Raw genomic sequence first — 26587 nt, 5'->3', positions numbered from 1 at the left:
GGGACCCTCCCGTGATCGGAAGTGTCCCCCTTCGGCCGTGGCCAAGTGCTCTGCGGGTCAGCCCTGCGTCTGCTCCCGCAGCGCGCGGGCAGCGCGCTCTGCGACCTGGTCGATGTCCCCGGCGGACTGGGCCACCTGACGGGAGCCGCGACGGGGACCGGAGCCACCGGACTGCAGCTGCGGCAGCAGCTGAGCCATGAGCAGCGTCGACAGAGCGGAGCTGTCGCTCGCGCCGGCATCGGTGTGCACGATGACCGGTCGCGGGGCGTCCTCGGCGAGGGTCGCGCCCACGTCGAGACGACGACGGGCGAGCTCGTAGCCGAGCACCGCACGGTTGTCGCGGTAGGCCGTGGCCAGCTGCTCCTGGGCCTTGGCCTCACCCTGGGCCGCGACCAGGTTGGTGCGGGCCCGGGTCTCGATCTCGTAGCGGATCTTCTGCGCCTCGGTCTCGCGCTCCTCGAGCATCTGCGCGACATCCTTGCGGGCCTTGTTGAGCGAGGCCTGGACCTCGACGACCTTGGCGTCACGCACCTTCTTGGACCGCTCGATCTCGAGCAGGAGGGTGTCGATGCGGCGCTTGCGCGTCAGCTCCCACTCCTTCTCGTAGGCCACGAGCTCCTTGGCGACCCGCTCGCGCGTGGCCAGGTGCTCGCGGTACTGGTCGGGCAGCTGCACGTCGGGGATGTTGCAGCCCATGATCTGCACGCCGTAGCGGGTCAGCTGACGGTTGAGGACGTCCTGCATGTCCTTGACGTCGCTGCCGCGCAGGTCGTAGGCCTGCTCGGTGCGCACCTGGCGACTGCGCTGACGGATCGCGTCCTGCACCGAGTTGGACAGCACGAGGTCGAAGTTGCCCGCGCCGATCGTCTGGACGAAGCGGATCGCGTCGATGATGCGGAACCGCAGGAAGAACTCGATCGACTTCAGCGGCACGTTCTCGTGCGTCGGCGAGCTGAGCACCGGTGCGGTGTAAGGGATCTCGGTCGTCACGTCGACGACGTAGGCGACGCGCGCCCAGGGGTGCCACAGGTAGTGGCGACCGGGCGAGAGACCGGGACCGGAGATGGCGCCGAACTTCGTCAGCACACCGACCGTGCCCTCCTCGATCTCGACGATCGAGGAGCGCCACCACCACAGGGCCGACAGCAGGAAGGAGATGATCGCGACGAAGATCGCCAGACCACCCATCGCCCCGTGGTCGGTCGCCGCGAGGAAGACCCCGCTGAAGAGGGCCCACAGGCCGAACCAGATGAGCGAGGCCCACTTCAGGCCGCGCTTGTCCTTGGGGATGACCACCGGGACGAGCGAGCCGGAGTCGCCGCCGCGCAGGTAGCGCGCGACATCGCTCCACCCGGAGACGACCTCCTTGATCGAGCTCATGCCCTGGCCGCGCACCGCGCGGACCGCCTGCTCCATCATCTGATCACTCATTGCGCTCACCCTCGCTCGGGTCGGTCTGGCTCATCGGCTCGGTCATCGGCGGCGGTGGTGGCAGGTCGACCGGAGGTGCTGGCGGCTCCGGTGCTGCTGGGACCTCCGGTGCCTCGGGTGCCTCGGGTGCCTCAGGTGACATTGCCGGCGGCGGCGGGGTGCTCGTGCCGCGGACCTCGCCGAGGGCCTCGGCGACGCTCTCGTCGGTCACGGACTGACGGATCTCGTCGAGGCGCTGCTCGCCCTCGAGGTCCGTCTCCGGCTCGGTGACCGGCAGGATCTCGACATCCGTCTCCTCGGGTGCCTGCAGCAGGTCGACGATGTCGGCCTCGCGGGCCGAGATGCGCTCGGCGATGTCGCCCTGACGCGAGCGGATCGCCTCCATGTCCTCTGCCGTGAAGAGCTTGGCGTCCTGGCCGCCGACGAGCTGGCGGGCGATCTGCAGGTAGTCCACGCCCTCGGACTCCTCGCCGATCCGCACGATCTGCGGGAGGGAGCCGGACACGCCCTGCATCTTGTCCAGCATGTCCTGCTGGTAGCGGTAGTCGAGGATCTCGGGAGCCAGGGCCGCGCTCAGCGCGCGGATGTCCAGGGCCTGGGCCTCGAGGAGGGCCGCGTTGGCGTTGGCGTCCGACTCGGACTCGACGAAGCGCTGACGGGCCACGGCCTCGGCGCGGTTGGTCTCCCGCTCCAGCGCGGTGTCCATCTGCGCCTGGTAGCGCGCGATGTCGGCCTGGATGCCGGAGAGGTTCTCGTTGAGCGAGGCGAGGTCCTTGTTGAGGTCACCCTCGTTCTGCTCCTTCTTCAGCCCCAGCTCGTAGTCGTAGGTATAGGCCTCCTTGGCCACCCGGATCATCTCGGGTGCCGCGAGGTCCATCCGGTACTCCTGCGCCGACGGCTCGGCGTGCGTGATGTTGGCCGTCGTGAGCTCGACCGCGGGCGCGAACTGCGCGTTGAGCTGGTCGAGCAGCCGGGCGGTGCTCTCACCGACGAGGTCGTAGATGCCGGAGGCCTCCTGCTCGTAGATGAGCGAGCGGGTGGTCTCGGAGATCGCGTTGTTGAGCTTGTCCTGGAAGCCCTGCACGGCGCCGAGCACGAAGACGAACTCGCGGGCGCTGACGATGCGGAACTGCAGGAAGAGGTCGACCGACGCCTGGACGCCAGACTTGGTCGGTGCCGAGCGGATCGGTGCGTTGAAGGGGTACTCGCGCGTGGTGTTGACGATGTAGGAGACCCGCTTCCACGGGTTCCACAGGGTGACGCGACCGGGGCCGACCTCGGCCTCGACCTTGCCGAATCGGCTGATCAGCGCGGTGCAGCCCTCGGGCACCATGACCATGCCTTGGCGCCACCACATGAAGGCGGCGACGGCGAGGACGAGGATCCAGTAGTGCGGGCCGAAGACGGCCAGGCTGGTGCCGAAGGGGAGGAGGAAGAGCGACCCGACGAAGCCGATGATGACCAGGAGGATGACCGGCAGCATCGCCTTGAGTCGGCGCCCCTTGGGCATGATCATCGGGGTGATCACGTGGACCGGGCCGTTTTGCCCCATCTCGTAGCGGCTGCGGCTGAGCGCCTCGGCCGCGTCGTCGAGGGAGACGTGCTCGGTGTTGATCCGGGTGCCGGCGGTCCCCCCTTCGCCCCGGGCGGCGGGGAAGTCCCGCGCGTTGAGGTCGAAGCCGGCGCCCTGCGCCTGCCCCATCACCTGGTCGACTGCCTGACCCATGCCGGCCGCTCCCGCGACCTGCCGGGCAGCATTCATGAACTGCTGTGCCCCTGTACTCAAGACCGAATCCCCTTCGTGGTGCTGACGTGGCCCGATCTTCCCATGTCAGCACCCGCGGGCGAAGGGGGAGGACTCCCCAGTTGTCACGCTGGCTGAGGAGGTCGCTCAGCTCCGCGACCACGCTGGCTGAGGAGGTCGCTCAGCGACCGTCCCCCGCTGGCTGAGGAGGTCGCTCAGCGACCGTCCCCCGCTGGCTGAGGAGGTCGCTCAGCGACCGTCTCGAAGCCTCCGACGCACGAGTGCCAGCGGCAGTGTCAGCATCGCGAAGACCGCCGTCACGGCCAGCGCCTTGGGGAAGCCGTGACCGGCGGCGATCGCGCCCACCACGACGGACCCGAGACCGGACCCGAGGTCGAAGCCGACATTCCAGATCGAGCTGGCCAGCCCGATGTGCCGACGCGACACGGAGGCGAAGGAGATGACGAGCGTGAGGTTTTGCAGGCCTCCGTAGGCGCTGCCGAGCAGGACGGCGCCGAGCAGCAGCACGGCGACGGACTGCTCGTGCACGGCCCAGGCCATCCCGCCGACGCCGAGCACGGTCAGCACGACGAAGGGAGCGAGGAAGCGCTCTGCTCCGTGCCGGTCCGCGACGCCGCCGATCCACCAGCGGAAGAGGGCTGCCATCAGCTCCATGAGGGCCAGAGCGGGGATGACGATCGCCGGGTTGCGGACCATCTGCGGTCCGAAGGTGAGCACGGCTCCGCCGGCGATGGTCACGCCGATGAGCAGGATCATCGGGCGCAGCAGGGTGAGGGCGGCGCGCGGGGTGCTGGCGCCGTGGCTGGTCTCCGTGCTCGGGTCGTGCGCGGGGAAGGCGTCGATGACCCTCCCGAGTGCCAGCGCCGCTGGCACGCCGAGAAGGGGGAGTGCGCCGACGACGAAGACGACGCTGAAGTTGACCGTCTCGGCGACCCAGGAGCCGAGGGGGAGCAGCACGACCTGGGGGCCGGCGATCGCCAGCCCGTACGCCCCGACTGCCTTGCCGCGCGTCCTGGGGTCGGACAGCTCCGCGACCGCTGCGCTGCCGGTGACGGTGAGGATGCCGAAGCCGACTCCTCGGACCGCGGACAGCGCGAGGACAGTGACGAGCGAGTCGCTCGCGATGAAGCCGAGCGACGGGGCCCCGAGGAGGAGCAGGCCCACGGCGAGGGTGGGCCCCCAGCCGAAGCGGCGGAGCATGGCCGGGACGGTGAACTGGGTGAGGACCGTGACGATCAGCAGCACGCCGTTGACGAGGCCGGCGCCACCTTCGTCCGCTCCGCCGTGAACCGCCCACAGGGGAGCGACGGGCATGAGGACCGCGAAGCCGCTGAACCCCAGGAAGGTCGCCCACAAGAGCGCAGGCATGCCTCGCGCCGTCCACACACTGCTCACTGGGTGAAGTCTCCCATGTCATGCCGGGCGGCCTCACCCCATGACGAAGAGCGGGGCTCCCGTGGTCGGGAGCCCCGCCCTTCGCCACGGTCCCTGAGGGGTCGTCCCGCGGCCCTCTCGAAGGGACCCCTCGTCAGCGGTCGACGATGGGCAGGACGAGCCGGCTGGGTGATCGGGGCCGTGCAGGACCCTGTTCGTCGCGACCACTGCGTCGTCGATGGATCCGCGAGCGATGAATCCTCCGGTGTTGGTGTTGCGGTCATACCGAGGGAAGTTGCTGCTGGAGACGCCGAGTCGGGGTGTCCTGCGCTCCAAGGCCTGACGGCCGCCCGATGCTCAATGGCTGGCGATCATGCTCCCTGTCTCGAGGAAACGCTGGTGCCAGCTGAGCGCCTCGCCGAGCAGGTGCGGCGTGTGCACGGCGTCGGGTCGTGCGGCCTGTGCCCGCTCGAAGTAGTCCCGTAGCGCCGGTCGGAAGGCAGGATCGGCGCAGTTGTCGATGATCCGCAGCGCGCGGGCACGCGGCGACAGGCCGCGCAGGTCGGCCAGCCCGTGCTCGCTGACGATGATCTGCACGTCGTGCTCGGTGTGGTCGATGTGGCTGGCCATCGGGACGATGGCCGAGACCTTGCCCCCCTTCGCTGTGGAGGGGGTGAGGAAGAAGTTGAGGAAGGCATTGCGGGTGAAGTCACCGCTCCCGCCGATGCCGTTCATGATCGCGCTGCCGGCGATGTGGGTGGAGTTGACGTTGCCGTAGATGTCGGCCTCGATCATGCCGTTCATCGCGATGACGCCGAGTCGCCGCACGAGCTCGGGGTGGTTGGAGATCTCCTCGCTGCGCAGCAGGATCCGGCCCTTGTAGCTGCTGATGTTGTCGATGAAGTGCTCGACGCCGACGTCGGAGAGCCCGAAGGAGGTCGCGGACGCGGCGCGGATCGTGCCGCTGTCGAGCAGGTCGAGCAGCCCGTCCTGGATCACCTCGGTGAAGGCGACGAGGTCGGTGAACTCGCTGTCGTCCAGGCCGGCGAGGACGGCATTGGCGACATTGCCGACGCCTGACTGGAGCGGCAGGAGCGAAGGGGGGATCCGCCCGGCCTCGACCTCGGCACGCAGGAAGTCCACGACGTGGTCGGCGATGGCTCTGGAGGTGTCGTCCGGAGGGCTGAAGGGGGAGTTGCGGTCGGGCCGGTTGGTCTCGACGACGGCGACGACCTTGGCGGGGTCGACCCGCAGGTAGGGGTCGCCGATGCGCTGCATCGGGTCGGTCAGCTGGATCGGCCGCCGGTCGGGCGGGAGCGCAGCGCCGTAGTAGAGGTCGTGGAAGCCTTCGAGCTCTCGAGGCTGCCAGTGGTTGACCTCGAGGATCACACGGTCTGCCTGCTCGAGCCAGGTCTTGTTGTTGCCCACGGAGCTGCTCGGGACGAGCAGGCCGCCCGGCAGGACGGCGGTGACCTCGACGACGGCGACGTCGAGATTGCCGTAGAAGCCGAACCACATGTGTTGCGCGGAGTGACTCAGGTGGGCGTCGACGTAGTCGACCTCGCCGGTGTTGATGAGACGACGCATCGTCGGGTCGGAGTTGTACGGCAGTCGGCTGGACACGCCGTGGGCCCGCGCGAGCACACCATCCGCGTCGGGTGCCGTCGATGCGCCGGTCCACAGACCGACGCGGAAGTCCTCGCCTCGCGCGTGGGCCGCGACCATCAGGTCGTGCAGGGCCGTGGGGATGGCCTTGGGGTAGCCAGCACCGGTGAAGCCACTCATCCCGACGTTGTCCCCGGGGCGGATGTGTGCGACCGCGCTCTCGGCGGTTGTGACACGTGTACTCAGGGTCGGGCAGGTGATGCGGCTCATCCGACCACCCTTGCAGGCAACCGCGTGCGGCTCACGATCCCTTGGGCCAGTTGTCGGCAACCGGCACGCCACCCTCGACGACCGGTTCGTCGGCCGGCGCCTTGTCGCTCCACGAGTCCTGCGGTCGGTAACCGAGGTCGAGCATGGTGTTGGTCATCGCCCAGCGACGGTTGGGGTTGTCGGAGATCGCGTAGTAGATGCCGAAGTCGACCTCTGCCTCGATCGCGCACCGCACGATCTGGGCGAGGTCGGGCTCGCTGAGCCACATGGCGTGCAGGACGTCGACGGGGGTGGAGCCGGGATCCTGGGTCACCCAGCCGATCCGCAGCGCGATGAAGGACAGGTCGTACTCGTCGTAGTAGTAGCGACCGATGGTCTCGCCGAAGATCTTGGACACCCCGTAGAGGGAGTCGGCTCGTGGCAGCGTGCTGGGGTAGACGGGCCAGTCCTCGAGCCGGTCGTACATGCCCATCGCGTGGTTGGAGGAGGCGTAGACGACCCGCCGAACGCCGGCGTCACGTGCGGCCTCGAGGACATTGCGGGTACCGACGATGTTCGCATTGAGCACGGCATCCCAGGATGCCTCGGGCGACGCGGCCCCGGCGAGGTGGACCACCGTGTCGATGCCGTCCATGACCCCGCGGACGGCGTCGTAGTCGGTGAGGTCGGCCCCGAGGATCACCGGGTCCGCGTCGGGCTGGGGCTTCAGGTCGTGGCCCGTGATGTCGTACTCGTCCTTGAGGCATCGGGTGAGGATCGTCCCCACCCCGCCTGCCGCGCCGGTGATCAGGATGCGTCGATTGCTCATGTCCCCACTCTGCACCGCGAGGCTGGGGATTGTCAGGTGCGGCGGGGCGGGCGACCCAGCTGCCGACCTCGAGCAGGCGCTCCCGTTCTGCTCCTCCTGGTGGGTCATGACCCATCAGGAGGAGCAGAACGGGAGGCGCGTGAGCGACCCCCCTGTGGGTCCCGAATCGCCCGCGGGCGCGGGAGACGACGCCGACCAGGTGCACGATCGCCTCTGCAGGGTCGGTCCAGGCAGACCGGTGCCGGATCAGGGCCATACTCACGTCATGAGCAGAAGCGAAGGCCGTCCCACCCTCGTCCGGGCCACCGATGCGGCAGCCGGGCTCAAGTCCGGCACGTGGGAGAGCGTCCATGCCCTGGCCGTCCTGGCGATGGTCAGCCGCGATTCCTCGGTACTGGAGCGGGCCCACACCACTGCCGCGGGCCTCAAGCCCGGCACGTGGGAGAGCGTCGTGGCGCTCGCCCGTCTGGCAGAGGCCGAGCAGGACCTCGGCTCCATCGCCTGATCACACCGGGCCGGGCTGGTGCGGTACCCGCCGACGACGAAGGGCGGAACCCCCGTGATCGGGAGTTCCGCCCTTCGTGTCGGCCTCGAGTCGGTCGCTGCGCGACCTCCTCGGCCAGCGTCGACTCAGATGTCGAAATACATCTCGAACTCGTGCGGGTGCGGGCGCACCTGCAGGGGGAGCACCTCGTTCTCGTACTTCCAGGTGATCCAGGTGTCGATCAGGTCCTGGGTGAAGACGTCGCCCTCGAGCAGGAACTCGTGGTCGGCCTCGAGGGCCTTGAGGACCTCGGGCAGCGAGGTCGGGACCTGCTCGATGGCGTCGTGCTCCTCCGGGGGGAGCTCGTAGAGGTCCTTGTCGACCGGCTCCGGGGGCTCGATGCGGTTCTTGATGCCGTCGAGACCAGCCATCAGCTGCGCAGCGAAGCACAGGTACGGGTTGCTCGACGGGTCCGGGATGCGGAACTCGACGCGCTTGGCCTTGGGGGAGTTGCCCGCGATCGGGATGCGGATGCAGGCGGAGCGGTTGCGCGCGGAGTACACGAGGTTGATCGGGGCCTCGTAGCCCGGGACCAGCCGGTGGTAGCTGTTGGCCGTCGGGTTGGTGAAGGCGAGCAGCGCCGGAGCGTGCTTGAGCAGGCCACCGATGTACCAGCGGGCGATGTCGGACAGGCCGCCGTAACCCTGCTCGTCGTAGAAGAGGGGCTCGCCGTCCTTCCACAGGCTCTGGTGGGTGTGCATGCCGGAGCCGTTGTCACCGAAGACGGGCTTGGGCATGAAGGTCGCGGTGCGACCGGCGGCCCAGGCGGCGCTCTTGACGACGTACTTGAACTTCATCAGGTCGTCGCCCGAGGCGAGCAGCGTGTTGAAGCGGTAGTTGATCTCCTGCTGACCGGCGGAGCCGACCTCGTGGTGGCTGCGCTCGACGTTGAGACCGACCTCCTTCATCTTCAGGCAGATCTGGTCACGCAGGTCGGTGAAGTGGTCGACCGGCGGCACGGGGAAGTAGCCGCCCTTCATGACCGTCTTGTAGCCCTGGTTGCCGCCCTCCTCCTTGCGACCTGTGTTCCACGAGGCCTCGACCGAGTCGATGAAGTAGTACGAGCCCTGCGGCTGGCTGTCGAAGCGGATGTCGTCGAAGATGTGGAACTCGGCCTCGGCGCCGAAGTACGCGGTGTCGGCGATGCCGGTCGACTTCAGGTAGGCCTCGGCCTTGGCCGCGACATTGCGCGGGTCACGGCTGTACTGCTCACCCGTGAAGGGGTCGACGATCGAGAAGTTGACGATGAGGGTCTTCTCGACGCGGAAGGGGTCGATGTACGCGGAGTCGATGTCCGGCACGAGCTTCATGTCGGACTCGTGGATGGCCTGGAAGCCGCGGATCGAGGACCCGTCGAACATCTGGCCCTCGGTGAAGAAGTCCTCGTCGATCGACTCGGCGGGCACGTTGAAGTGCTGCATGACGCCGGGCAGGTCGCAAAAGCGAATGTCGACGAACTTGACGTCTTCGGCCTTGATGTACTCAAGAACCTCGTCAGGGGAGCTGAACAAACCATCCTCCTGGGGTGGGGCGGCGGGCCACTGTGACCTCCCGCTTCAACTGTTGGTGGTGACGCTAGACAGGGACGGTTTCTTGACCATGACTCGCATGTTTCACCCGTGTTACATGGGACCGGGGCCCATTTGCTTCACGGCGATCCTACTCAGCGGGGGGCCCGGGCGGTGGGAAGGTCCGTGACGTGGCGACGTAGGCTTCCGCGCGTGAGCAGCGCAGCCGGTCGACCCGTCCCCACCCCGCACGAAGGGGGGACCCGCGCTCCCTTCGGCCGTCGCGTCATCGCCCTCGTCATCGACTGGGCCGCATGCCTGCTCATCGTCCAAGGGCTCATCGGTTCGGTCGTGGAGCTCAGCCCGTCGGCCTTCTCCTTCGCCCCGCTCGGGCTGCTCTTCCTGCTCAACGTCGTCGGGGTGACCCTCGGGGGCGCCACCTTCGGCCACCGACTCATGGGTCTTCAGGTCGTGCCGTTGCACGGGGAGTGGGTCACCCCCCTTCGCGCTGCTGCCCGCGCCGCTCTGCTGTGCCTCTTCATCCCCGCACTGGTCGTCCTGGGTGACGACGGCCGCGGCCTGCACGACCGCGCGGCCGGCACCCGCATCACGCGACGCTGACTCAGCCGCGGAAGAAGCGCTCCGCCACCCGCGTCAGATCGTAGAGGTCGCTCGTCCCGGCCAGCTCGCGAGCCGAGTGCATCGACAGGATCGGGATGCCCACGTCGACGGTGCGGATGCCCAGACGGGTCGCGGTGATCGGCCCGATCGTCGAGCCGCACGGCACCGTGTTGTTGGACACGAACTCCTGACTCGTCACGCCCGCGGCCTCGCACCAGCCGTGCCACGCAGCGGCCCCGACCCCGTCGGTCGAGTAGCGCTGGTTGGCGTTGATCTTCAGGATCGGGCCGGACCCGAGCACCGGGCGCACCTGCGGGTCGTGCTTGCCGGGGTAGTTGGGGTGCACGGAGTGGCCGACATCGCTCGAGACGCACCACGAGGACGCCAGCGCGCGCATCCGCTCGCCCCGGTCGGCGCCCAGCGCCAGCCCGATGCGCTCGAGCACGTCCTCGAGGAAGGGACCGGCCGCGCCGGAGCGCGTCGCCGACCCGATCTCCTCGTGGTCGAAGACGGCGAGCACCGGGATGTGGTCGGAGTCGAGGTCACTGCCGAGCGCAGACATGGCGACGGTGCCGGCGTGGACGGAGGCGAGGTCGTCCAGACGGCCCGCGGCGAAGAAGGCGTCCTCGCGACCGAAGACAGCGCCCCGCGCGGAGTCGGCGGTGACGAGGTCGTAGCCGCGGATGCGGGCGGCGTCCACACCCGCGGAGCCGGCGAGCTCACCCAGGAGGTCGGCCGACTCGGGGGCGCCGAGGCCCCACACGGGCTGGGTGTGCGCCTGCTTGTCGAGGGCGAAGCGCTCGTTGGCCTCGCGGTCGAGGTGGATCGCCAGCTGCGGCAGTCGAAGCAGTGGGCCGGAGTCGGCGAGCACCTCGGTGCCGTCGTCGAGGACCAACCGGCCGGCCAGCCGCAGCTCGCGGTCGAGCCAGGAGTTCAGCAGCGGGCCGCCGTAGACCTCGACGCCCGCCTGCAGCCAGCCCAGGCGCCCGGTCGTCGGCTGCGGCTTGAGCTTGAAGCCGGGGGAGTCGGTGTGGGCGCCGAAGACCCGCACGGGCGTCGTCGTCGTCGCCGCGCTCGGGACGACCCACGCGATGAGGGCGCCGTCGCGCACGACCAGGTAGCGGCCCGGCTCGTGCGGCCAGGCCTGCGTCTCGTCGAGGGCGACGAAGCCGGCGTCCTGCAGGCGGCGAGCCACCTCGGTCGCAGCGTGGTAGCTCGAGGGAGAGGCGTCGACGAAGGCGGCGAGGTCCTCGGCGTGGGCGATCGGTGCAGCAGGCAGGGCGGCTCTCCTCGACGAGATGTGGCAGGTGGAGCGGGTGCGCTCAGCGGCCCCGCTGCGCGGCGCGGCTGGAGCGGGCGCGATTGGGGTCGACCCCGGCGGGGACGCCCTGGCGCAGACCGGGCAGGGACTTCAGCCGCTTGTTGACGACCGACATCTCCTCCTTGGTCAGCTCCGGCTTGAGCTTGGTCAGCGTCATCCGGATCTTGCGCGGAGCCAGCTCGCCGTCGCCGTTGCCGACGAGGTAGGTGTGCACCGGTACGCCGGGGGCGACCCGGTTGACCTTCTTGGTCTCCTTGGCGAAGAGCTTGTCGACGCGGTGCTTGGGGCCCTCGCCGAGCAGGACGATGCCGGGGCGGCCGAGGGCGCGGAAGACGACGGCCGCGGTGTTGATCTCGCTCGGCTTGGTCGCGTCGGCGGCGATCGGCTCCTGGTCGTAGAACCAACCGCGGCGCAGGGCCGACAGACCACCGATGGAGGCGCCACGCTGGCCCTCCATCTGCTTGAAGGCAGCCGCCTCACCACGACGCGAGAGCACGATCATCGCGGCGAGCGCGGCGAAGGGGATCGAGACGAGCAGCGAGGCGATGACGTGCCCGAAGATCAGCCCGATCACCGTGCCGACGAGCAGCACGACCACGAAGGCGAGCAACATCCACAGGGTCACCTGCGGGTCGATCGCCTTGATCGTCTTGTAGACGCTCGCGATCCGCTTGAAGGGGTTCTCGCGCTTGGGCTTGACGGGCTTGTCGCTCTTGCTGGCCATGAGGGGTGAGTCTAGTTCCTTCTGCGGTGGGGGAGCGTCAGCCGTCGGTGCCGGTGGCCGGCTGGTCGAGCAGTGCCTGCGCGTGGGCCTTGGCGACCAGGGAGGAGGCCTCCTGGCGGGCGGGCTCGTCGATGGCCGCCTCGAGGTGGGAGAGGTGCTCGGGGATCGGGCGACCCCACTTGCGCATCGCGGTCGCGTAGAGGCGACCGGCGCGGTAGCTCGAGCGCACGAGCGGGCCGGACATGACGCCCTTGAAGCCGATGTCCTCGGCGAGGTCGCTCCAGTGGACGAACTCCTCGGGCTTGACCCACCGGTCGATCGGGTGGTGCAGCTTGGAGGGGCGCAGGTACTGGGTGATCGTGAGGATGTCGCAGCCGGCCTCGTGGAGGTCGCGGATGGCCTCCTCGATCTCGTGGTCCTCCTCGCCCATCCCGAGGATGAGGTTGGACTTGGTGACCAGCTCGGCCTCGCGGGCCATGGACAGGACCTTCAGCGACTTCTCGTAGGTGAAGGCGGGACGGATCTTGCGGAAGATCCGCGGGACCGTCTCGAGGTTGTGGGCGAAGACCTCGGGCCGGGCGTCGAAGACCTGACCGACGAGCTCGGGCTTGGCGCCGAAGTCGGGCGGGAGGATCTCGACGCCGGTGTTGGGGTTCAGCGCGTGGATCTGACGGATCGTCTCGGCGTAGAGGCCGGCGGCGCCGTCGGGCTGGTCGTCGCGGGCGACCCCGGTGACGGTGGAGTAGCGCAAGCACATCTCCTGGACCGACTCGGCCACGCGGCGCGGCTCGTCGAGGTCGAGGAAGGTCGGGCGGCCGGTGGCGATGTCGCAGAAGTCGCAGCGACGGGTGCACACGTCACCACCGATGAGGAAGGTCGCCTCGCGGTCCTCCCAGCACTCGAAGATGTTGGGGCAACCGGCCTCCTGGCACACCGTGTGCAGGCCGGCGCCACTGACGCGGCCGCGCATCTGGTTGTACTCGGGGCCCATCTTGGCCGTGGTCCGGATCCACTCCGGCTTGCGCTCGATCGGGGTCTCGGCATTGCGTGCCTCGACACGCAACATGCGACGTCCTTCAGGTGCGACGGTCACGCAACTCTCCTGGCAACTCTCGGTGATCCGGTGGTGTCCGGAATCACTCAAGCGTACGCCGCTCCCCGCGGGGGACGAAGGGGGGCGACGGGCACCCCCTTCGTCACTACAGTCGAGGGACGGACCACCGGGTCCGAATCGGGTCACAGGAGGTCGGGATGTCGCAATCACCAGTCCACGAGCTGAGCCGGGACGAGTGCTGGGAGCTCTTGCGCAGCAACGAGTTCGGCCGCCTCGCCTTCCATCTCATGGGGGAGGTGCACATCGTGCCGATCAACTACGCGAGCGACCACGAGGTCCTGCTGTTTCGCACCTCGCAGGGCAACAAACTGCTGGGGGTCGTCATGCAGTCGGACGTGGCCTTCGAGATCGACGGGTACGTCGAGGACGAGGCGTGGTCGGTGATCGTGCGTGGGGACGCGCGGGTGCTGGAGAAGAGGGACGACCGCGAGCGCGCCGAAAATTCTCGACTGCGCTCCTGGATCCCGACCGACAAGGAGGTCTTCGTCGAGATCGTCCCGGAGGAGATCACCGGTCGGCGCTTCGACCTGGACAAGCCGTGGGAGCACGCCATCCCGGTGCGCTGACCCGCTGGTCAGGCAGTCGCCGCGGCGCCCTTGGTGAGCGGCAGGTCCTCCGTCATGACCTCGAGCAGGTGCGCCTTGGCCGAAGGGAGGATGTCGGCCACGGTGAGGTCGCGCCCGGTCTCGAGGGCCAGGGTCGACACGTCCGCGTCGGGGATGCCGCACGGGACGATCGTCTGCGTCCACGACAGGTCGCAGTTCACGTTGAGGCTGAAGCCGTGCATCGCCACGTCCCGGGAGACGCGGATGCCGATCTGCCCGAGCTTGCGGTCACGCTGCCCGTCGGTGCCGGGCACCCAGATGCCGGATCGGCCGGGGACCCGGGTCGCGGTGACGCCCACGTCGGCGGCGACGCGGATCATCATCTCCTCGAGGCGGCGCACGTGCGCGATGACGTCGCGCCGACCCGGCAGGTGGGCGATCGGGTAGCCGACGAGCTGGCCCGGGCCGTGCCAGGTGATCTTGCCGCCGCGGTCGACGTCGATGACCGGCGTGCCGTCGAAGGGCCGCTCGTGCGGCTCGGTGCGCTTGCCCGCGGTGTAGACCGCGGTGTGCTCCAGCAGGAGCGTGGTGTCCTCGAGCTCGCCCGCGACGACGGCGGCGTGCACCTGCTTCTGGTGCTCCCAGGCGGTCAGGTAGTCGACGGTGTCGGGGGCGAAGCCGAGCTCCTCAAAACGCATGTCGGCAGCCTACGCCGGGCCCCCCTTCGCCCGGGTGGAGGTATACGCGCGGACGAAAGGTCGGCGAGTTCACCTCCACCCAGCAACCCCCCTTCCTCAGTGGACGTCAACGCGCGGATGATTCTCCCGCGCGTATACCTCCACTGACGAAGGGGGGACGAAGGGTGAGCGGGCGTCTCAGCGGGGGAGCCGGCGGGTGTCGAGGGGGGTCTCGACGACCTGGCCGTCAGCCCCCTTCGTCACGATGTAGGCGCTCTTGCCGTCGACCTCGGTGACGGCTTCGACGAGCTCGGTGCCCCGGTAGACCAGGCCGACTCCGTCGTCGGTGCAGTGCGTCTCGCCGAGCGTGCCGTCCGCGACCATGCGGTGCACGGTCGGTCGGCGACGGGCCTCGCTGTCGTAGTGCACGCCGTTGTCGAAGGGGAGCAGCGCGAGGCCGTTGTCCACGGCCTGAAGCTCCGGGCCGAAGGAGTCGGTCGTCCCGCCGCGGTACCAGCAGATCGATCCGGCGCTCACGCCGGCGAGGACGACGCCGGCCTCCCACACCCTGCGGAAGATGGCGTCGAGACCGTGCACCCGCCACACCGCCAGCAGGTTGGCGACGGACCCGCCGTTGACCCAGACGACGTCCTGGGCGAGGAGGTGCGCCTCGAGGTCCTCGACGCTGGGCATCGGGAAGAGGTTGAGGTGGGTGATCTCGTACCCCGCGACCGCGCCGGCCTCGGAGAAGGCGGCGTTGAAGGGCCGCGGGTCGCCCATGGCCGTGCCGAGCTGGCAGATCGTGGGCCGGCTGGACGTGCCCGACAGGTCGACGGCGTGGTGGACGAGCCCGGCGAAGGCGAGGTCCCCCCGCTCGGGCCGGACGTAACCACCCGAGGTGGCGAGGATCGTGGGCTGGTCAGCGGTCATGTGCGCAGGTTAACCACCAACGGACGAAGGGGGCGCTGTGGAAAACTCGACGGCCCTCGCCCGCAGATCCGCCATCGTGGGTCCATGGACGAGATCCCTCCGTCAGTCCCCGGCTACCGGTTGACACGGCTGCTCGGCGCCGGCTCGACGGCGACCGTGTGGCGGGCCCGGAGTGACCTGGACGACGAGCTGGTGGCGGTCAAGCTCGTCGCCGCCCGCGCCGACGACGAAGCGGTCCGGGAGTACGCGATGCTCCAGGCCACGGCCGACGAGCACGTCGTGACCCTGCACGAGACGATCGAGGTCGACACCGACGACGGACCGGCCCTGGCCCTGGTGCTCGAGTACCTCGCAGGTGGGAGCCTCGAGCGCGTCGTCGCGGAGCGGGGGCACCTCACACCGGGGGAGACCGCCACGGTGATCGCCCCCGTCGCGCAGGCGGTGACGGCGCTGCACGACCTCGGGATCGTCCACGGTGACCTCAGCCCGGGCAATGTGCTGCTCGACTCGACCGGACGCCCGGTGCTCGCCGACCTCGGGTACTCGCGCCTGACCGGTGAGGCGCCCGGGGACGTCTACGGGACCGAGGGGCACGTGGCGCCCGAGGTGCTCGAGGGCAGCGACCCGTCGCGGGAGAGCGACGTGCACGCTCTCGGCGCGCTCGCGTGGTTGTGCCTGGTGGGGGCGGCTCCCGGGCACATCGCCGAGCGCCCCGATCTGCGCGACCTCGTGCCCGACGAGCCGGCGCTGACCGAGGTCGTGGAGGCCTGCCTGTCACCCGACCCGGACGAGCGGCCGGAGGCGGACGAGGTGGCGCGGCGGGTCTTCGACGCCGTGACCGCCCAGCCCCTGCGTATGACCGCGCCCGGTGATGTGGGGAGCAGCCTGACCCGCCGGATCCGTGAGGCCGCGAGCGAGGACGGCATCCGCGTGCCCGAGTGGCAGGAGGAGCTGGCTCGCACCCTGCCCGACGAGGTCGCGGGCCGGTGGTGGCGCCGGCGTGCGGGTCGGGTGCCGGTGGAGCGCCAGCCGATGACGAAGGGGGGTCGTCACGCAGCCCCGCGACGCGGCCGTGACGAGCCGATCGACCTGACCCGCGACGTCGACCCGGACCTGGGCGAGGAGAGCGTGCCGCGGGCGATCGCCCGCTCGGCGCTGGCGCCTGCTGCGAGTGGCCGTCGCGTCGGGGTACTTGTCACCGTCGCGCTCGCGATGCTCCTCGCGGTCCTCGTGCCGTGGCAGCAGCTGGCGAGCGCAGGTGGTGCAGACGAGGGCGAGGCCGCACCGGTCAGCACTGCGCGGGAGCTGTCCGAGCCGGCGGCGACGGGGCAGTCTGCGTCGTCGGCGGGAGACGTGCTGCACGAGCGGTCCGCGCCACGGCGCTCGCCGAGGCGGCTGGCACAGGAGCTGACCTCCCTTCGCCAGCAGGTGGTGGTCGACCTGGACCGTGACGCGCTCGCTCGTCTGGACCTGCCCGGATCGTCGGCGGCGACACGTGACCGGGAACTGGTCGACGGGTTGCGGGGGAGCGGTGAGCGTTTCGCAGGGTTCACGATGACCGTGCGGTCGGCTCGGCTCGAGCGCACCCACGGGTCGACCGCGGTGCTGCGGACAGTGGTCGACGAGAGCGCCTACGACGTCGTCGCCGCGGACGGTGGGCGCCGTGCCCGGCCCGCCCGACGGGGTCAGCAGGTCGATCTCGTCCTGACGTGGAACGACGGCGCGTGGCGGGTCCGTGACGTCACCGCCCCCACCCCCTGATCGAACCGCATCTCCTTAAGGTCGTGCGCACCTGGGGCCGCATCTCCTTAAGGTCGTGCGCACCTGGGGTCGCATCTCCTTAAGGTCGTGCGCACCTGGGGCCGCATCTCCTTAAGGTCGTGCGCACCTGGGGCCGCATCTCCTTAAGGTCGTGCGAGGAGGTGGGCGAGCGCGTCGTCGAGACGGGGGTGGGCATGCTCGAAGCCCTCGTCGAGCAACCGCTGGGGGAGCACCCGGGCCGAGGCGAGCGCCTCATCGGCGAACTCCCCGAGCACCAGACGCATCGCCGCTCGCGGAGCGGGGAGGACCGCGGGGCGGTGCAGCGCACGGCCCAGGCCGCGGGCGAGGTCGCACTGGCGCACCGGCTGGGGCGCGGTGAGGTTGACCGGCCCGGTGATCGAGGCGTCCTCGACGAGCCGGGTGTAGGCGGCGATGGTGTCGGCGAGCGTGATCCACGGCATCCACTGCCGCCCGCTCCCCAGTGGTCCGCCGAGGCCGAGTCGGCCCAGCCGAAGCATCGGGGTGAGGGCGCCGCCCTTCGTCGACAGCACGATCCCGGTGCGGGCATGGGCGACGGGGACACCGGCGTCCTTGGCCGGGGTGGTCGCCGCCTCCCAGTCGCGTACGACATTGGCCAGGAAGGTGACGGCCTCAGCGGAGGCCTCGGTGAGCACCTCGTCGCCGCGGTCGCCGTAGATCCCGATCGCGGACGCGCTGACCAGTCGCGTGGGCCCCGCCCCGTCGGCGATCGCGCGGGCGACGAGGTCGGTGCCGTCGACGCGCGAGGAGTGGATGAGCGCCTTGTACTCGGGTGTCCAGCGCTGGTCACCGACCCCGGCGCCGGCCAGGTGCACCACCGTGTCGACGTCCGCGAGAACCTCTGGGCGCAGGCTGCCGCCGCTCGGGTCCCACTGCCGCTCGTGCTCCGCGCTGGGCTCACGGCGCACGAGGTGGACGACGTCGTGGCCGCCCTCGCGCAGGGACGACGACAGCGCGCCGCCGATCAGTCCGGAGGCTCCGGTGATGGCGACGCGCTGTCGGTGTGCGGTCATGTCAGGCCTCGAAGCGGCCTTCCTCGAGGCGAGCCTTGATGGTCCCGAGGAACCGGGCCGCATCGGCGCCGTCGACGACACGGTGGTCGTACGACAGGGCCAGGTACATCATCGACCGGATCGCCAGGGTCTCCCCACCGTCGTCGGTCGTGATGACCACGGGGCGGCGCACGATGGCACCCGTCCCGAGCATCGCGACCTGCGGCTGGTTGAGGATCGGGGTGTCGAAGAGCGCACCCCGGCTGCCGGTGTTGGTGATGGTGAAGGTCCCACCGGACAGGTCGTCCGGAGTGATCTTGTTGTTGCGGGTGCGGTCGGCGACGTCCGCGATGGCGCGGGCGAGGCCGGCGACGTTGAGGTCACCGGCGTTCTTGACCACCGGGGTGAAGAGGCCCTTCTCCGTGTCCACGGCGATGGAGAGGTTTTCCTGACCGTGGTAGACGATCTCCTCACCCTCGACGCTGGCGTTGACGCCCGGGTGCTCCTTGAGCGCCTCGGCCGTGGCCAGGGCGATGAAGGGGAGGAAGGACAGCTTGGTCCCCTCGCGGCTGACGAACTCGGCCTTGGCAGCGTCGCGCACGCGCGCCACCTTGGTCATGTCGACCTCGACGACCGTGGTCAGCTGGGCGCTGACCTGCAGCGACTCGACCATGCGCTGGGCGATGACCTTGCGCAGGCGAGACATCTTCTCGCGGGTGCCACGCTTGGACTTCGGGACATTGGACTCGAAGCCTGCGGGGACGGCCGACGGAGCAGCAGCGGCAGCCGGGGCAGCGGCGGGAGCGGCCGCCGGGGCGGACTCCTGCGGCTGGTTCTTCGCCTTGGCCGCCTCGAGCACGTCCTGCTTGCGGATGCGGCCACCGATGCCGGTGCCCGTGATCTGCGAGAGGTCGATGTCGTTGTCCGAGGCGAGCTTGCGCACGAGCGGCGTCACGTAGGCAGCAGCGTCGCCACCGGAAGCGGCGGGAGCCTCAGCCTTCGGGGCTTCGGCCTTGGGCGCCTCGGCCTTCGGCTCCTGCTTGGGAGCCTCCTGCTTGGGGGCTTCCTGCTTGGGCGCCTCGGCCCTGGGTGCCTCGTCTGCAGGCTCCTCCTGAGCGGCCTCGGGCTCCTGAGCAGCAGCCTCCTGGGCGTCATTGCCTGCGGTCTTGGGGTCCGACTCGTCGGCCTGCGGGACGGGGGACTCCTCGGCGTCCTCGGTGGAGGACTCACCGCCACCCGAGCCACCGATGATGGCCAGGTCGGCGCCGACCTCGACGGTCTCGTCCTCCTGGACGAGGATCTTGGTCAGCGTGCCCGCGACGGGGGAGGGGATCTCGGTGTCGACCTTGTCGGTGGACACCTCGAGGAGGGGCTCGTCGACCTCGACGGTGTCGCCCTCGGCCTTGAGCCAGCGGGAGACGGTGCCCTCGGTGACGGACTCGCCCAGAGCCGGCATGGCGACCTTGGTGCCGTCGCCGCCGCCGGAAGCCGGCTTCGCCTCGGCAGCGGGTGCCTCCTCGGCCTTGGGCTCCTCCTTGGGAGCCTCCTCGGCGGGAGCCTCCTCAGCGGGCGCCTCCTCCTCAGCCGGAGCAGCCTCCTCAGCAGGAGCAGCCTGCTCGTCGTCACCGGAGTCGGAGGACGCCGGGGCGTCTCCGTCACCGATCACGGCGAGGTCGGCTCCGACCTCGACGGTCTCGTCCTCCTCGACGAGGATCTCCTGGATCGTGCCCGCGACTGGCGAAGGGATCTCGGTGTCGACCTTGTCGGTCGAGACCTCGAGCAGCGGCTCGTCGACCTCAACCGTGTCGCCAACATTCTTCAGCCATCGCGTCACGGTGCCCTCGGTCACCGACTCGCCCAGGGCCGGCATTGTCACCCGCTCAGACATGCGCCTCTGCTCCTTCTATCAAGATGGTTTACGTCACAGACTCTCACGAGTCGGTGTGGTCATGTCCACGGGGCCCACGTCCGCTTCGGACTCGGATCGGCATCTGCCGCGACCCCGTGGTGTGGTCGTCACGCGTGGGCGTGCAGCGGCCGTCCGGCAGCAAGCATGGCCGCCTCGCCGAAGGCCTCGCCCTGGCTCGGGTGCGCGTGCACCAGAGGCGCGATGTCCTCGGGATGCGCCTCCCAGCCGACGGCCAGCTGGGCCTCGCTGATCAGCTCGCTGACACCGAGCCCGACCATGTGCACGCCGAGGACGGGGCCGTCCTTCTCCCGGATGAGGGTGACGGATCCCGTGGTGCCCCGGATGATGCTGCGGCCGTTGCCGCCCAAGGGATAGACGACGGTCTCGACGTCCTTGCCGGCTCCCTTCGCCGCCTCGCTCGTCAGTCCGACAGAGGCGATCTCGGGGTCGCAGTAGGTCACCTTGGGGATGATCACGTCGTCGATCGGCGTCGGGTCGAGACCGGCGATGTCCTCGGCGACGAAGATGCCGTGGGCGAAGCCGCGGTGGGCCAGCTGCAGCCCGGGCACGAGGTCGCCGACGGCGCGCACGCCCTCGACGTTGGTGCGCAGGCGGTCGTCGGTCGGGACGAAGCCACGATCGACGGTGACACCCGCGTCCTCGAGACCGAGCCCCTCGCTGCGGGGGCCACGACCTACGGCGACGAGCACGAGGTCGACCTCGAGGGGGTCGCCGCTCTCGAGGTGGACGACGGCACGCTGGTCGTCGGCCTCGACGGATGCGACGCGGGTGGAGGTGAGCGCGGTGATCTTGCGCTTCTTGAACTCACGGGTGAGGTGCTTGGAGATCGACGGCTCCTCGGCCGCGACGATCCGGTCGAGCGCCTCGACGATCGTCACCTCGGCGCCGAAGCTGCGCAGCATCGAGGCGAACTCCACGCCGATGACGCCACCACCCAGCACGGCGACGCGCTGCGGGATCTGGGCGAGGTCCATCGCCTGGTCGCTCGTCATGACCCGCGGTCCGAGCTCGACGCCCGGGATGGTCTTGGCGTACGAACCGGTCGCCAGGACAACGGTCTTCGCGCTCAGGCGAGTGGTCCCCCCTTCGCCGTCGACCTCGACGGTGCTCGCGTCCACGAGTCGGCCACGGCCGGTGACGACCTCGATACCGGCCTGCCCGATGAGCCCGGTGAGCCCCTTGTAGAGCTGCGAGATCACCTTGTCCTTGCGCGCGTGGAGCGCGACGGTGTCGATCCCCTCGAAGGTCGTGAGGATCCCGTGGGAGGCCCCCGCCCTGGCTCCGTCGGCCAGCTCGGCCGCGTGCAGCAGCGCCTTGGTCGGGATGCACCCACGGTGCAGGCAGGTCCCCCCGATCTTGTCCTCCTCGACGAGCGCGACCGTGAGGCCCAGCTGCGAGGCGCGCAGGGCGCAGGCGTACCCGCCGCTGCCGGCTCCCAGGATGACGAGGTCGAAGGGGGACGAGGTCGAGTTCGCGGGGTCGGCCACGAGATGCTCCTTTGCGCAGTGATGTGTCCGGGGTCACGGACCGGCCCCAGCGTAGGGCCTGCGGAGGCAGGGGTCACGACGAGCCCTGGTCCCGCCGGAGGGGGCAACGCGCGAGACCCCCGGGCACCGGAGTGCGCGGGGGTCTCGTGCTCTTGCCGAAGACGGATCAGGCCAGCGACGCGATGTGCTCCAGCATGGTGCCGACGGCGACACCGGTGCCGCCCTTGGGCACGTGACCCCAGGCGCCGCCCTCGTTGAAGGAGGGGCCGGCGATGTCCAGGTGCGCCCACGGGATGGGCTCGCCCTTGGCGTCCTTGGCGAACTCCTGCAGGAAGAGCCCAGCGGTCAGCGCGCCGCCCCAGCGGTCGCCCTTGTGCGCGAGGTCCGCGACGAAGGAGTCGAGACCGGACCGCAGGTCGACGGGCAGCGGCAGGGGCCAGCTGGGCTCGTCGGCACGGTCGGACGCCTCGGTGATCGCGGTGCGCAGCTCGTCGTCGTTGCCCATGACGCCGAAGATCTTCGGGCCGAGCGCGACGACGCAGGCGCCGGTCAGGGTGGCGACGTCGAGGATCTGGTCGGGGCCGGACTCTGCGGCCAGCGCCATGCCGTCGGCGAGGACCATGCGACCCTCGGCGTCGGTGTCGATGATCTCGACGGTCGTCCCGTTGCGCATGGTGACGACGTCACCGGGGCGCTGGGCGTTGTCACCGGGCATGTTCTCCGCGAGGCAGAGGTAGCCGGTGACCGCGACGGGCAGACCGAGCTCGGCGGCGGCGACGACCGTCGCGGCGACCGCGGCGGCGCCCGCCATGTCGGACTTCATCGTCAGCATGCCCGCGGACGGCTTGATGCACACGCCACCGGAGTCGAAGGTGATGCCCTTGCCGACGAGCGCGATGTGCGGGGCCTTCTTGCTGCGCGGCGCGTAGGAGAGGGTGACGATGCGCGGCGGCCGGCTGCTGCCCTGGCCGACGCCGACGATGCCGCCGAAGCCACCCTCGAGCAGCGCCTTGTCGTCGAGGACCTTGACCGTCAGCTTGCCGGCGGACGCCTTGGCCACCTGCTGCACCTGCTCGGCGAAGGACTGCGGGAAGAGCAGGTTGGGCGCGGTGTTGACCAGGTCGCGGGCCCACGCGACATTGCGCGCGACGGTCTCGGCGGTGGCGAGCACGTCCTTGGGGGAGTCCTTGCCCTCGAGCGAGGAGAAGACCGTGATCTCGCGGTCCTCGACCGTGTCCCGCGCCGACTTGTGCGCGCTGAAGGTGTAGTCACCCGACGCAGCGCCCTCGGCGATCGCGGCGAGCTCGGTGGCGTCAGCGTGCGGCAGGGCGATCGCGACCGAGCCCTTGCCCGCGGCGCGGACTGCGGCACCGGCGGCCCGACGCAGGGCGTCGGTCCCCCCTTCGCCCGTGGTGCCCAGCCCGACGAGCACGACCTTGTCCGCCTTCAGACCCGGCACTGCGGGAAGGGTGGTGGTCGCGCCGACCTTGGCGCTCACGTCCAGGACGGGCAGGGCCTGGTCGAGGTGCTTGGCGGTGGGCTTGGGCAGCTCTTCGCCCGCGGTGACGGTGACCGGGTCGGAGCCGGAGACCCCGATGACGAGGGTGCGGCCGGACCATGCGGCGAGGGAGCGGGAACCGAGGATCAACGAGGGCACGTGCGTGGCGCCTTTCGATCGGGAGATGGTGGGTGTACCTCCGGCAGGCTATCCCGGATGGCGAGACGGTAGCGTCTGTCGCATGACCGACAGTGACGACCTGCGCACCTCTCCGATCCATGACCGCCATGTCGCGCTCAACGCCAAGATGGCCGACTTCGGTGGCTGGGAGATGCCCATCGAGTACCCCGGCGGCGGCGTCGTCGCCGAGCACACCGCCGTGCGTGAGCGAGTGGGCCTCTTCGACGTGAGCCACCTGGGCAAGGCGCGTGTCGCCGGCCCCGGCGCCGTCGACCTGGTCAACTCCACGCTGACCAACGACCTCGGTCGCATCGGCACCGGCAAGGCGCAGTACACGTTGTGCTGCAACGAGTCCGGTGGCGTGGTCGATGACCTCATCGCCTACCTGCGCAGCGATGAGGACGTCTTCCTCATCCCCAACGCCGCCAACACCGCGACGGTCGTCACGATGCTGCAGGAGGCCGCCCCCGAGGGCGTCGAGGTGACCGACCTGCACGAGGACTACGTCGTGCTCGCCGTCCAGGGCCCCAAGAGCGACGAGGTCCTGACCGCGCTCGGCCTGCCGGTCGACCACGACTACATGTCCTTCGACGAGGCGCAGTGGCAGGGCCACGACCTCACCGTCTGCCGCACCGGCTACACGGGGGAGCGCGGCTACGAGCTCGTCGCCCCGGCCGCGGCCGGACTGGAGCTGTGGGACGCGATCGTCGAGGCGATGGCCCCCTTCGACGGGCTGCCCTGCGGTCTCGGTGCCCGCGACACCCTGCGCACCGAGATGGGCTACCCGCTGCACGGCAACGACCTCTCGCCGGAGATCACGCCCGTCATGGCGCGCTCCGCCTGGGCGGTCGGCTGGGACAAGGAGACCTTCTGGGGCAAGGACGCGCTCGTCGCCCAGCGCGTCGCCAAGTCCTCGCGCCTGCTGCGCGGCCTGCTCGTCACCGGCCGCGGCATCCCGCGCAGCCACTGCGCGGTGCTCGTCGACGGGGCCGAGGTCGGCGAGGTCACCTCCGGTACCTTCAGCCCGACCCTCAAGCAGGGCATCGCGCTGGCGCTGCTCGACCGGTCCGTCGCCGAGGGCGACGAGGTCGTCATCGACGTGCGTGGTCGTGAGGTCGCCGCCACGGTGACCAAGCCCCCCTTCGTCCAGGTGCAGGTGCGTCAGGCATGAACGAGAGCTACCGCTGGCGTCTCGAGGACTCCTCGGGCGCACCCCTGCCGAGCGGGCACTCGGTGCCCTTCCCGACCCAGGCCGAGGCCGAGGCGTGGTTCGCCGAGTCGTGGGAGGACCTCGCCGGCGCGGGCGTCGCCCAGGTGAGCCTGCTGCGTGAGTCCGAGGTCGTCTACGGTCCGATGTCGTTGTCGGCCGGCTGAGCAGGACCCGTACGAAGGGGGCGCCCCCACCGATCGGTGGAGGCGCCCCCTTCGTGCGTTGCGGGTGGTCAGTCGGGGCTGTCGCCGCGCCCCACCATCGGCTTGGGCATGCGGCTGCGGCGGATCTGGAAGGCGCGCATCACGAGGTACATCGCCAGGCCGCGGGTCTCGGTGTCGGCGCCGAATCGGTCGAGGATCTTGGCCTTGGTGCGGCGCCACAGCAGGTAGGCGTCGAGGATCGCGATGATGATGAGGATGTAGACGCCGAGGAAGACATAGGTCGCCCAGGCGCCGGCGAAGAGGCTCAGCACGAGCACGGCGAGCATGAGCGGCAGCAGCCACTCGCCGAGGTTGAAGCGCGCGTCGACCGTGTCGCGGATGTAGCGGCGGACCGGGCCCTTGTCGCGGGCGGGCAGGTGCTTCTCGTCACCGGTCACCATCGCCTCGCGCATCTTCTGCGCATTCTCGCGGCGGGCGGCGCGGTCGGCGGCCTTCGCCGACTTGCGGTCGGCCTGCACAAGAGGGCGCTTGCGGGCGGCCTCCTGCTCGCGCCGCTTGGGCGTGGGCCGGTTCTTGGCGCCATCACGTGCAGGGCGCTCCGACACGGCGGAGCCCTGGGCGGTGGCTTGGTCATCCTTCTTGCGTCCGAACACGAGGTGCACTCTAGGCGTAGCGCCGGAGGTGCTGGCCGCCGGTCGGTCGCGATAGCGTCGGGCCCGTGACCGACACCACTCTCACCGCAGACCAGATCGAGACCCTGCGCGCCCGCGTGCGCGAGCTGATGCCGCAGGTGCGCACCGACCTCGAGGACCTCACCCGGATCCCGAGCGTCAGCCTCGACTCCTTCGACCAGGCCCACGTCCAGGCCTCCGCCGAGCGCACGGCTGAGTTGTTGCGCGCGGAGGGCCTTGACGTCGAGATCGTGGAGGAACGGGGGCGACCCGCCGTCATCGGTCACATCGACGGACCCGAGGGGGCGCCGACCGTCCTGCTCTACGCGCACCACGACGTGCAGCCTCCCGGCAACCTCGAGGACTGGGACACCGACCCCTTCGAGCCGACCGAGGTCGACGGTCGTCTCTACGGTCGCGGCGCGGCTGACGACAAGGCGGGGGTCATGGCGCACGTCGCCGCCCTGCGCGCACACTCCGGCAACCTGCCGGTCGGCGTGACGATCTTCGTCGAGGGCGAGGAGGAGATCGCCAGCGAGTCGCTGCCGCGCTTGCTGGAGCGCCACGGTGACCGCCTGACGTCCGACGCGATCGTCCTCGCGGACTCGCTCAACTGGGCCATCGGCACCCCCGCACTCACGACGACGCTGCGAGGCTCGATCCGCGCCGTCGTCACCGTGCGCACCCTCGATCACGGGGTGCACTCCGGCATGTTCGGCGGCGCCTGCCCCGACGCGATCACGACCATGTGCCGCCTGCTGGCCACGCTCCACGATGACCAGGGCGATGTCGCGATCGAGGGACTGCTGCACGCCGACGCCCCCGAGATCGACTACGACGAGGCGCGGCTGCGCGAGGAGTCCGGCCTCCTCGAGGGCACCGAGCTCATCGGTACCGGCTCGATCCCGTCGCGGCTGTGGACCAAGCCGGCAGCGATCGTCATCGGCATCGACGCCCCGAGCGTCGACGAGGCCGGCAATGTCCTCAACGCATCGGCGAGCGCCAAGATCAACCTGCGGCTGAACCCGACGCAGGACCCCCAGGAGGCGTGGGAGGCGCTGCAGAAGCACCTGCAGGAGTACGCCCCGTGGGGCGCCAGCGTAGAGGTCGAGCTCGACGAGCAGGGCTGGGGCTTCGCTGCCGACGCGCAGGGGCCGGTCTACGACCAGGCCCGCGCCGCCTTCGCCGACGCGTGGGGCAATGACCCGGTCGACGTCGGGATCGGTGGGTCGATTCCCTTCGTCCAGGCCTTCGCCGAGAAGTTCCCCGACGCAGCCATCCTCGTCACCGGCGTCGAGGACCCCGACACCCGCGCGCACGGCGCCAACGAGTCGCTGCACCTGGGCGAGTTCGAGAAGGTCTGCATCGCCGAGGCGCTGCTCCTCGCCCGACTCGGCGCGATGCCTCGGGGCTGAGCG

Annotated in this window: 23 protein-coding genes; 7 read left to right on the top strand and 16 right to left on the bottom strand. The window is 70.1% G+C overall.

Annotated elements, in window-relative coordinates; genetic code table 11:
- Nucleotides 1-57 precede the first annotated feature (57 nt).
- The 5 genes from EXU32_RS08175 to EXU32_RS08155 all read right to left on the bottom strand — a co-directional run bounded on the left by EXU32_RS08175 (nt 58) and on the right by EXU32_RS08155 (nt 7253).
- Nucleotides 58-1431, bottom strand: a complete 1374-nt coding sequence (locus EXU32_RS08175) for an SPFH domain-containing protein (RefSeq protein ID WP_207233890.1) — start codon at nt 1429-1431, stop codon at nt 58-60.
- Nucleotides 1424-3217 carry an SPFH domain-containing protein gene (locus tag EXU32_RS08170; protein ID WP_242612933.1) on the bottom strand — a complete coding sequence of 598 codons (1794 nt, stop codon included), beginning with the start codon at nt 3215-3217 and terminating at the stop codon, nt 1424-1426. Before EXU32_RS08170 ends, EXU32_RS08175 begins: the two co-directional genes overlap by 8 nt.
- Nucleotides 3218-3424: 207 nt before the next feature.
- A complete protein-coding gene (locus tag EXU32_RS08165; RefSeq protein ID WP_130629453.1) occupies nt 3425-4564 on the bottom strand; it encodes an MFS transporter in 1140 nt (379 codons plus the stop codon).
- A gap of 363 nt (nt 4565-4927) precedes the next feature.
- A complete protein-coding gene (locus tag EXU32_RS08160; protein ID WP_130629452.1) occupies nt 4928-6445 on the bottom strand; it encodes an acetyl-CoA hydrolase/transferase family protein in 1518 nt (505 codons plus the stop codon).
- A gap of 31 nt (nt 6446-6476) precedes the next feature.
- Nucleotides 6477-7253 (bottom strand): NAD-dependent epimerase/dehydratase family protein, encoded by a 777-nt coding sequence (locus EXU32_RS08155; protein ID WP_130629451.1) that lies wholly within the window; start codon nt 7251-7253, stop codon nt 6477-6479.
- Between the two features lie 265 nt (nt 7254-7518).
- On the opposite strand from EXU32_RS08155, the gene EXU32_RS08150 reads away from it, so the two are divergent.
- A complete protein-coding gene (locus EXU32_RS08150) occupies nt 7519-7758 on the top strand; it encodes a hypothetical protein (protein ID WP_130629450.1) in 240 nt (79 codons plus the stop codon).
- A 125-nt stretch (nt 7759-7883) separates the two neighbouring features.
- On the opposite strand, the gene glnA is transcribed toward EXU32_RS08150, so the two are convergent.
- Nucleotides 7884-9308 carry a type I glutamate--ammonia ligase gene (glnA, locus tag EXU32_RS08145; RefSeq protein WP_130629449.1) on the bottom strand — a complete coding sequence of 475 codons (1425 nt, stop codon included), beginning with the start codon at nt 9306-9308 and terminating at the stop codon, nt 7884-7886.
- 210 nt (nt 9309-9518) lie between these two features.
- On the opposite strand from glnA, the gene EXU32_RS08140 reads away from it, so the two are divergent.
- Nucleotides 9519-9926: an RDD family protein gene (locus tag EXU32_RS08140; protein WP_165399617.1), complete on the top strand. Its 408-nt coding sequence runs from the start codon at nt 9519-9521 to the stop codon at nt 9924-9926.
- Nucleotide 9927: 1 nt separating this feature from the next.
- On the opposite strand, the gene EXU32_RS08135 is transcribed toward EXU32_RS08140, so the two are convergent.
- The 3 genes from EXU32_RS08135 to lipA are packed head-to-tail and all read right to left on the bottom strand — an operon-like array spanning nt 9928 to nt 13064.
- Nucleotides 9928-11205 carry a M18 family aminopeptidase gene (locus tag EXU32_RS08135; RefSeq protein WP_130629447.1) on the bottom strand — a complete coding sequence of 426 codons (1278 nt, stop codon included), beginning with the start codon at nt 11203-11205 and terminating at the stop codon, nt 9928-9930.
- A 43-nt stretch (nt 11206-11248) separates the two neighbouring features.
- Complete coding sequence (locus tag EXU32_RS08130) at nt 11249-11971, bottom strand: DUF4191 domain-containing protein (RefSeq protein WP_130629446.1); 723 nt, start codon at nt 11969-11971, stop codon at nt 11249-11251.
- 37 nt (nt 11972-12008) lie between these two features.
- Complete coding sequence (gene lipA / locus EXU32_RS08125; RefSeq protein ID WP_130629445.1) at nt 12009-13064, bottom strand: lipoyl synthase; 1056 nt, start codon at nt 13062-13064, stop codon at nt 12009-12011.
- Between the two features lie 158 nt (nt 13065-13222).
- Here lipA and EXU32_RS08120 point away from each other — a divergent pair, with 158 nt between their 5' ends.
- Complete coding sequence (locus tag EXU32_RS08120) at nt 13223-13651, top strand: pyridoxamine 5'-phosphate oxidase family protein (RefSeq protein ID WP_130629444.1); 429 nt, start codon at nt 13223-13225, stop codon at nt 13649-13651.
- 8 nt (nt 13652-13659) lie between these two features.
- On the opposite strand, the gene lipB is transcribed toward EXU32_RS08120, so the two are convergent.
- Together lipB and EXU32_RS08110 are read right to left on the bottom strand one after the other, a co-directional pair.
- On the bottom strand, nt 13660-14328 hold the full coding sequence (gene lipB, locus EXU32_RS08115; RefSeq protein ID WP_130629443.1) for a lipoyl(octanoyl) transferase LipB: 669 nt from the start codon (nt 14326-14328) through the stop codon (nt 13660-13662).
- Between the two features lie 177 nt (nt 14329-14505).
- Complete coding sequence (locus tag EXU32_RS08110; RefSeq protein ID WP_130629442.1) at nt 14506-15237, bottom strand: peptidase E; 732 nt, start codon at nt 15235-15237, stop codon at nt 14506-14508.
- 84 nt (nt 15238-15321) lie between these two features.
- Here EXU32_RS08110 and EXU32_RS08105 point away from each other — a divergent pair, with 84 nt between their 5' ends.
- Nucleotides 15322-16998 (top strand): serine/threonine-protein kinase, encoded by a 1677-nt coding sequence (locus EXU32_RS08105; protein WP_130629441.1) that lies wholly within the window; start codon nt 15322-15324, stop codon nt 16996-16998.
- Nucleotides 16999-17141: 143 nt separating this feature from the next.
- On the opposite strand, the gene EXU32_RS08100 is transcribed toward EXU32_RS08105, so the two are convergent.
- The 4 genes from EXU32_RS08100 to EXU32_RS08085 form a co-directional block, all read right to left on the bottom strand.
- Nucleotides 17142-18050, bottom strand: a complete 909-nt coding sequence (locus EXU32_RS08100; protein WP_130629440.1) for a TIGR01777 family oxidoreductase — start codon at nt 18048-18050, stop codon at nt 17142-17144.
- 1 nt (nt 18051) lies between these two features.
- Nucleotides 18052-19917: a 2-oxoglutarate dehydrogenase, E2 component, dihydrolipoamide succinyltransferase gene (gene sucB, locus EXU32_RS08095; RefSeq protein WP_130629439.1), complete on the bottom strand. Its 1866-nt coding sequence runs from the start codon at nt 19915-19917 to the stop codon at nt 18052-18054.
- Between the two features lie 128 nt (nt 19918-20045).
- Nucleotides 20046-21446, bottom strand: a complete 1401-nt coding sequence (lpdA, locus tag EXU32_RS08090) for a dihydrolipoyl dehydrogenase (protein ID WP_130629438.1) — start codon at nt 21444-21446, stop codon at nt 20046-20048.
- Nucleotides 21447-21612: 166 nt separating this feature from the next.
- Entirely contained in the window at nt 21613-23103 is a 1491-nt protein-coding gene (locus EXU32_RS08085) for a leucyl aminopeptidase (protein ID WP_130629437.1), read from the bottom strand.
- An 82-nt stretch (nt 23104-23185) separates the two neighbouring features.
- Between EXU32_RS08085 and gcvT the strand changes: the two genes are divergently transcribed.
- Together gcvT and EXU32_RS08075 are read left to right on the top strand one after the other, a co-directional pair.
- A complete protein-coding gene (gene gcvT / locus EXU32_RS08080) occupies nt 23186-24295 on the top strand; it encodes a glycine cleavage system aminomethyltransferase GcvT (protein ID WP_130629436.1) in 1110 nt (369 codons plus the stop codon).
- On the top strand, nt 24292-24498 hold the full coding sequence (locus EXU32_RS08075; protein ID WP_130629435.1) for a hypothetical protein: 207 nt from the start codon (nt 24292-24294) through the stop codon (nt 24496-24498). Before gcvT ends, EXU32_RS08075 begins: the two co-directional genes overlap by 4 nt.
- A 68-nt stretch (nt 24499-24566) precedes the next feature.
- Here the strand turns inward: EXU32_RS08075 and EXU32_RS08070 are convergent, their stop codons facing one another.
- Nucleotides 24567-25151: a DUF3043 domain-containing protein gene (locus EXU32_RS08070; RefSeq protein ID WP_165399616.1), complete on the bottom strand. Its 585-nt coding sequence runs from the start codon at nt 25149-25151 to the stop codon at nt 24567-24569.
- A gap of 65 nt (nt 25152-25216) precedes the next feature.
- Here EXU32_RS08070 and EXU32_RS08065 point away from each other — a divergent pair, with 65 nt between their 5' ends.
- Complete coding sequence (locus EXU32_RS08065; RefSeq protein ID WP_130629434.1) at nt 25217-26584, top strand: dipeptidase; 1368 nt, start codon at nt 25217-25219, stop codon at nt 26582-26584.
- The last annotated feature ends 3 nt before the right edge of the window (nt 26585-26587 follow it).

Origin of the sequence: Janibacter limosus (assembly GCF_004295485.1) — a bacterium.
Lineage (GTDB): Bacteria > Actinomycetota > Actinomycetes > Actinomycetales > Dermatophilaceae > Janibacter > Janibacter limosus_A.
The sequence above is the reverse complement of the archived record's forward strand: the minus strand, read 5'-3'. Positions and strand labels throughout refer to the sequence as shown.

What these genes read in the sequence shown, in the direction of transcription:
- EXU32_RS08175 (WP_207233890.1), bottom strand. Translation starts at nt 1,431, where the DNA reads ATGAGTGATCAGATGATGGAGCAGGCGGTCCGCGCGGTGCGCGGCCAG.
- EXU32_RS08165 (WP_130629453.1), bottom strand. Translation starts at nt 4,564, where the DNA reads ATGCCTGCGCTCTTGTGGGCGACCTTCCTGGGGTTCAGCGGCTTCGCG.
- EXU32_RS08160 (WP_130629452.1), bottom strand. Translation starts at nt 6,445, where the DNA reads ATGAGCCGCATCACCTGCCCGACCCTGAGTACACGTGTCACAACCGCC.
- EXU32_RS08155 (WP_130629451.1), bottom strand. Translation starts at nt 7,253, where the DNA reads ATGAGCAATCGACGCATCCTGATCACCGGCGCGGCAGGCGGGGTGGGG.
- EXU32_RS08150 (WP_130629450.1), top strand. Translation starts at nt 7,519, where the DNA reads ATGAGCAGAAGCGAAGGCCGTCCCACCCTCGTCCGGGCCACCGATGCG.
- EXU32_RS08130 (WP_130629446.1), bottom strand. Translation starts at nt 11,971, where the DNA reads ATGGCCAGCAAGAGCGACAAGCCCGTCAAGCCCAAGCGCGAGAACCCC.
- EXU32_RS08120 (WP_130629444.1), top strand. Translation starts at nt 13,223, where the DNA reads ATGTCGCAATCACCAGTCCACGAGCTGAGCCGGGACGAGTGCTGGGAG.
- lipB (WP_130629443.1), bottom strand. Translation starts at nt 14,328, where the DNA reads ATGCGTTTTGAGGAGCTCGGCTTCGCCCCCGACACCGTCGACTACCTG.
- EXU32_RS08110 (WP_130629442.1), bottom strand. Translation starts at nt 15,237, where the DNA reads ATGACCGCTGACCAGCCCACGATCCTCGCCACCTCGGGTGGTTACGTC.
- EXU32_RS08105 (WP_130629441.1), top strand. Translation starts at nt 15,322, where the DNA reads ATGGACGAGATCCCTCCGTCAGTCCCCGGCTACCGGTTGACACGGCTG.
- EXU32_RS08100 (WP_130629440.1), bottom strand. Translation starts at nt 18,050, where the DNA reads ATGACCGCACACCGACAGCGCGTCGCCATCACCGGAGCCTCCGGACTG.
- sucB (WP_130629439.1), bottom strand. Translation starts at nt 19,917, where the DNA reads ATGTCTGAGCGGGTGACAATGCCGGCCCTGGGCGAGTCGGTGACCGAG.
- gcvT (WP_130629436.1), top strand. Translation starts at nt 23,186, where the DNA reads ATGACCGACAGTGACGACCTGCGCACCTCTCCGATCCATGACCGCCAT.
- EXU32_RS08075 (WP_130629435.1), top strand. Translation starts at nt 24,292, where the DNA reads ATGAACGAGAGCTACCGCTGGCGTCTCGAGGACTCCTCGGGCGCACCC.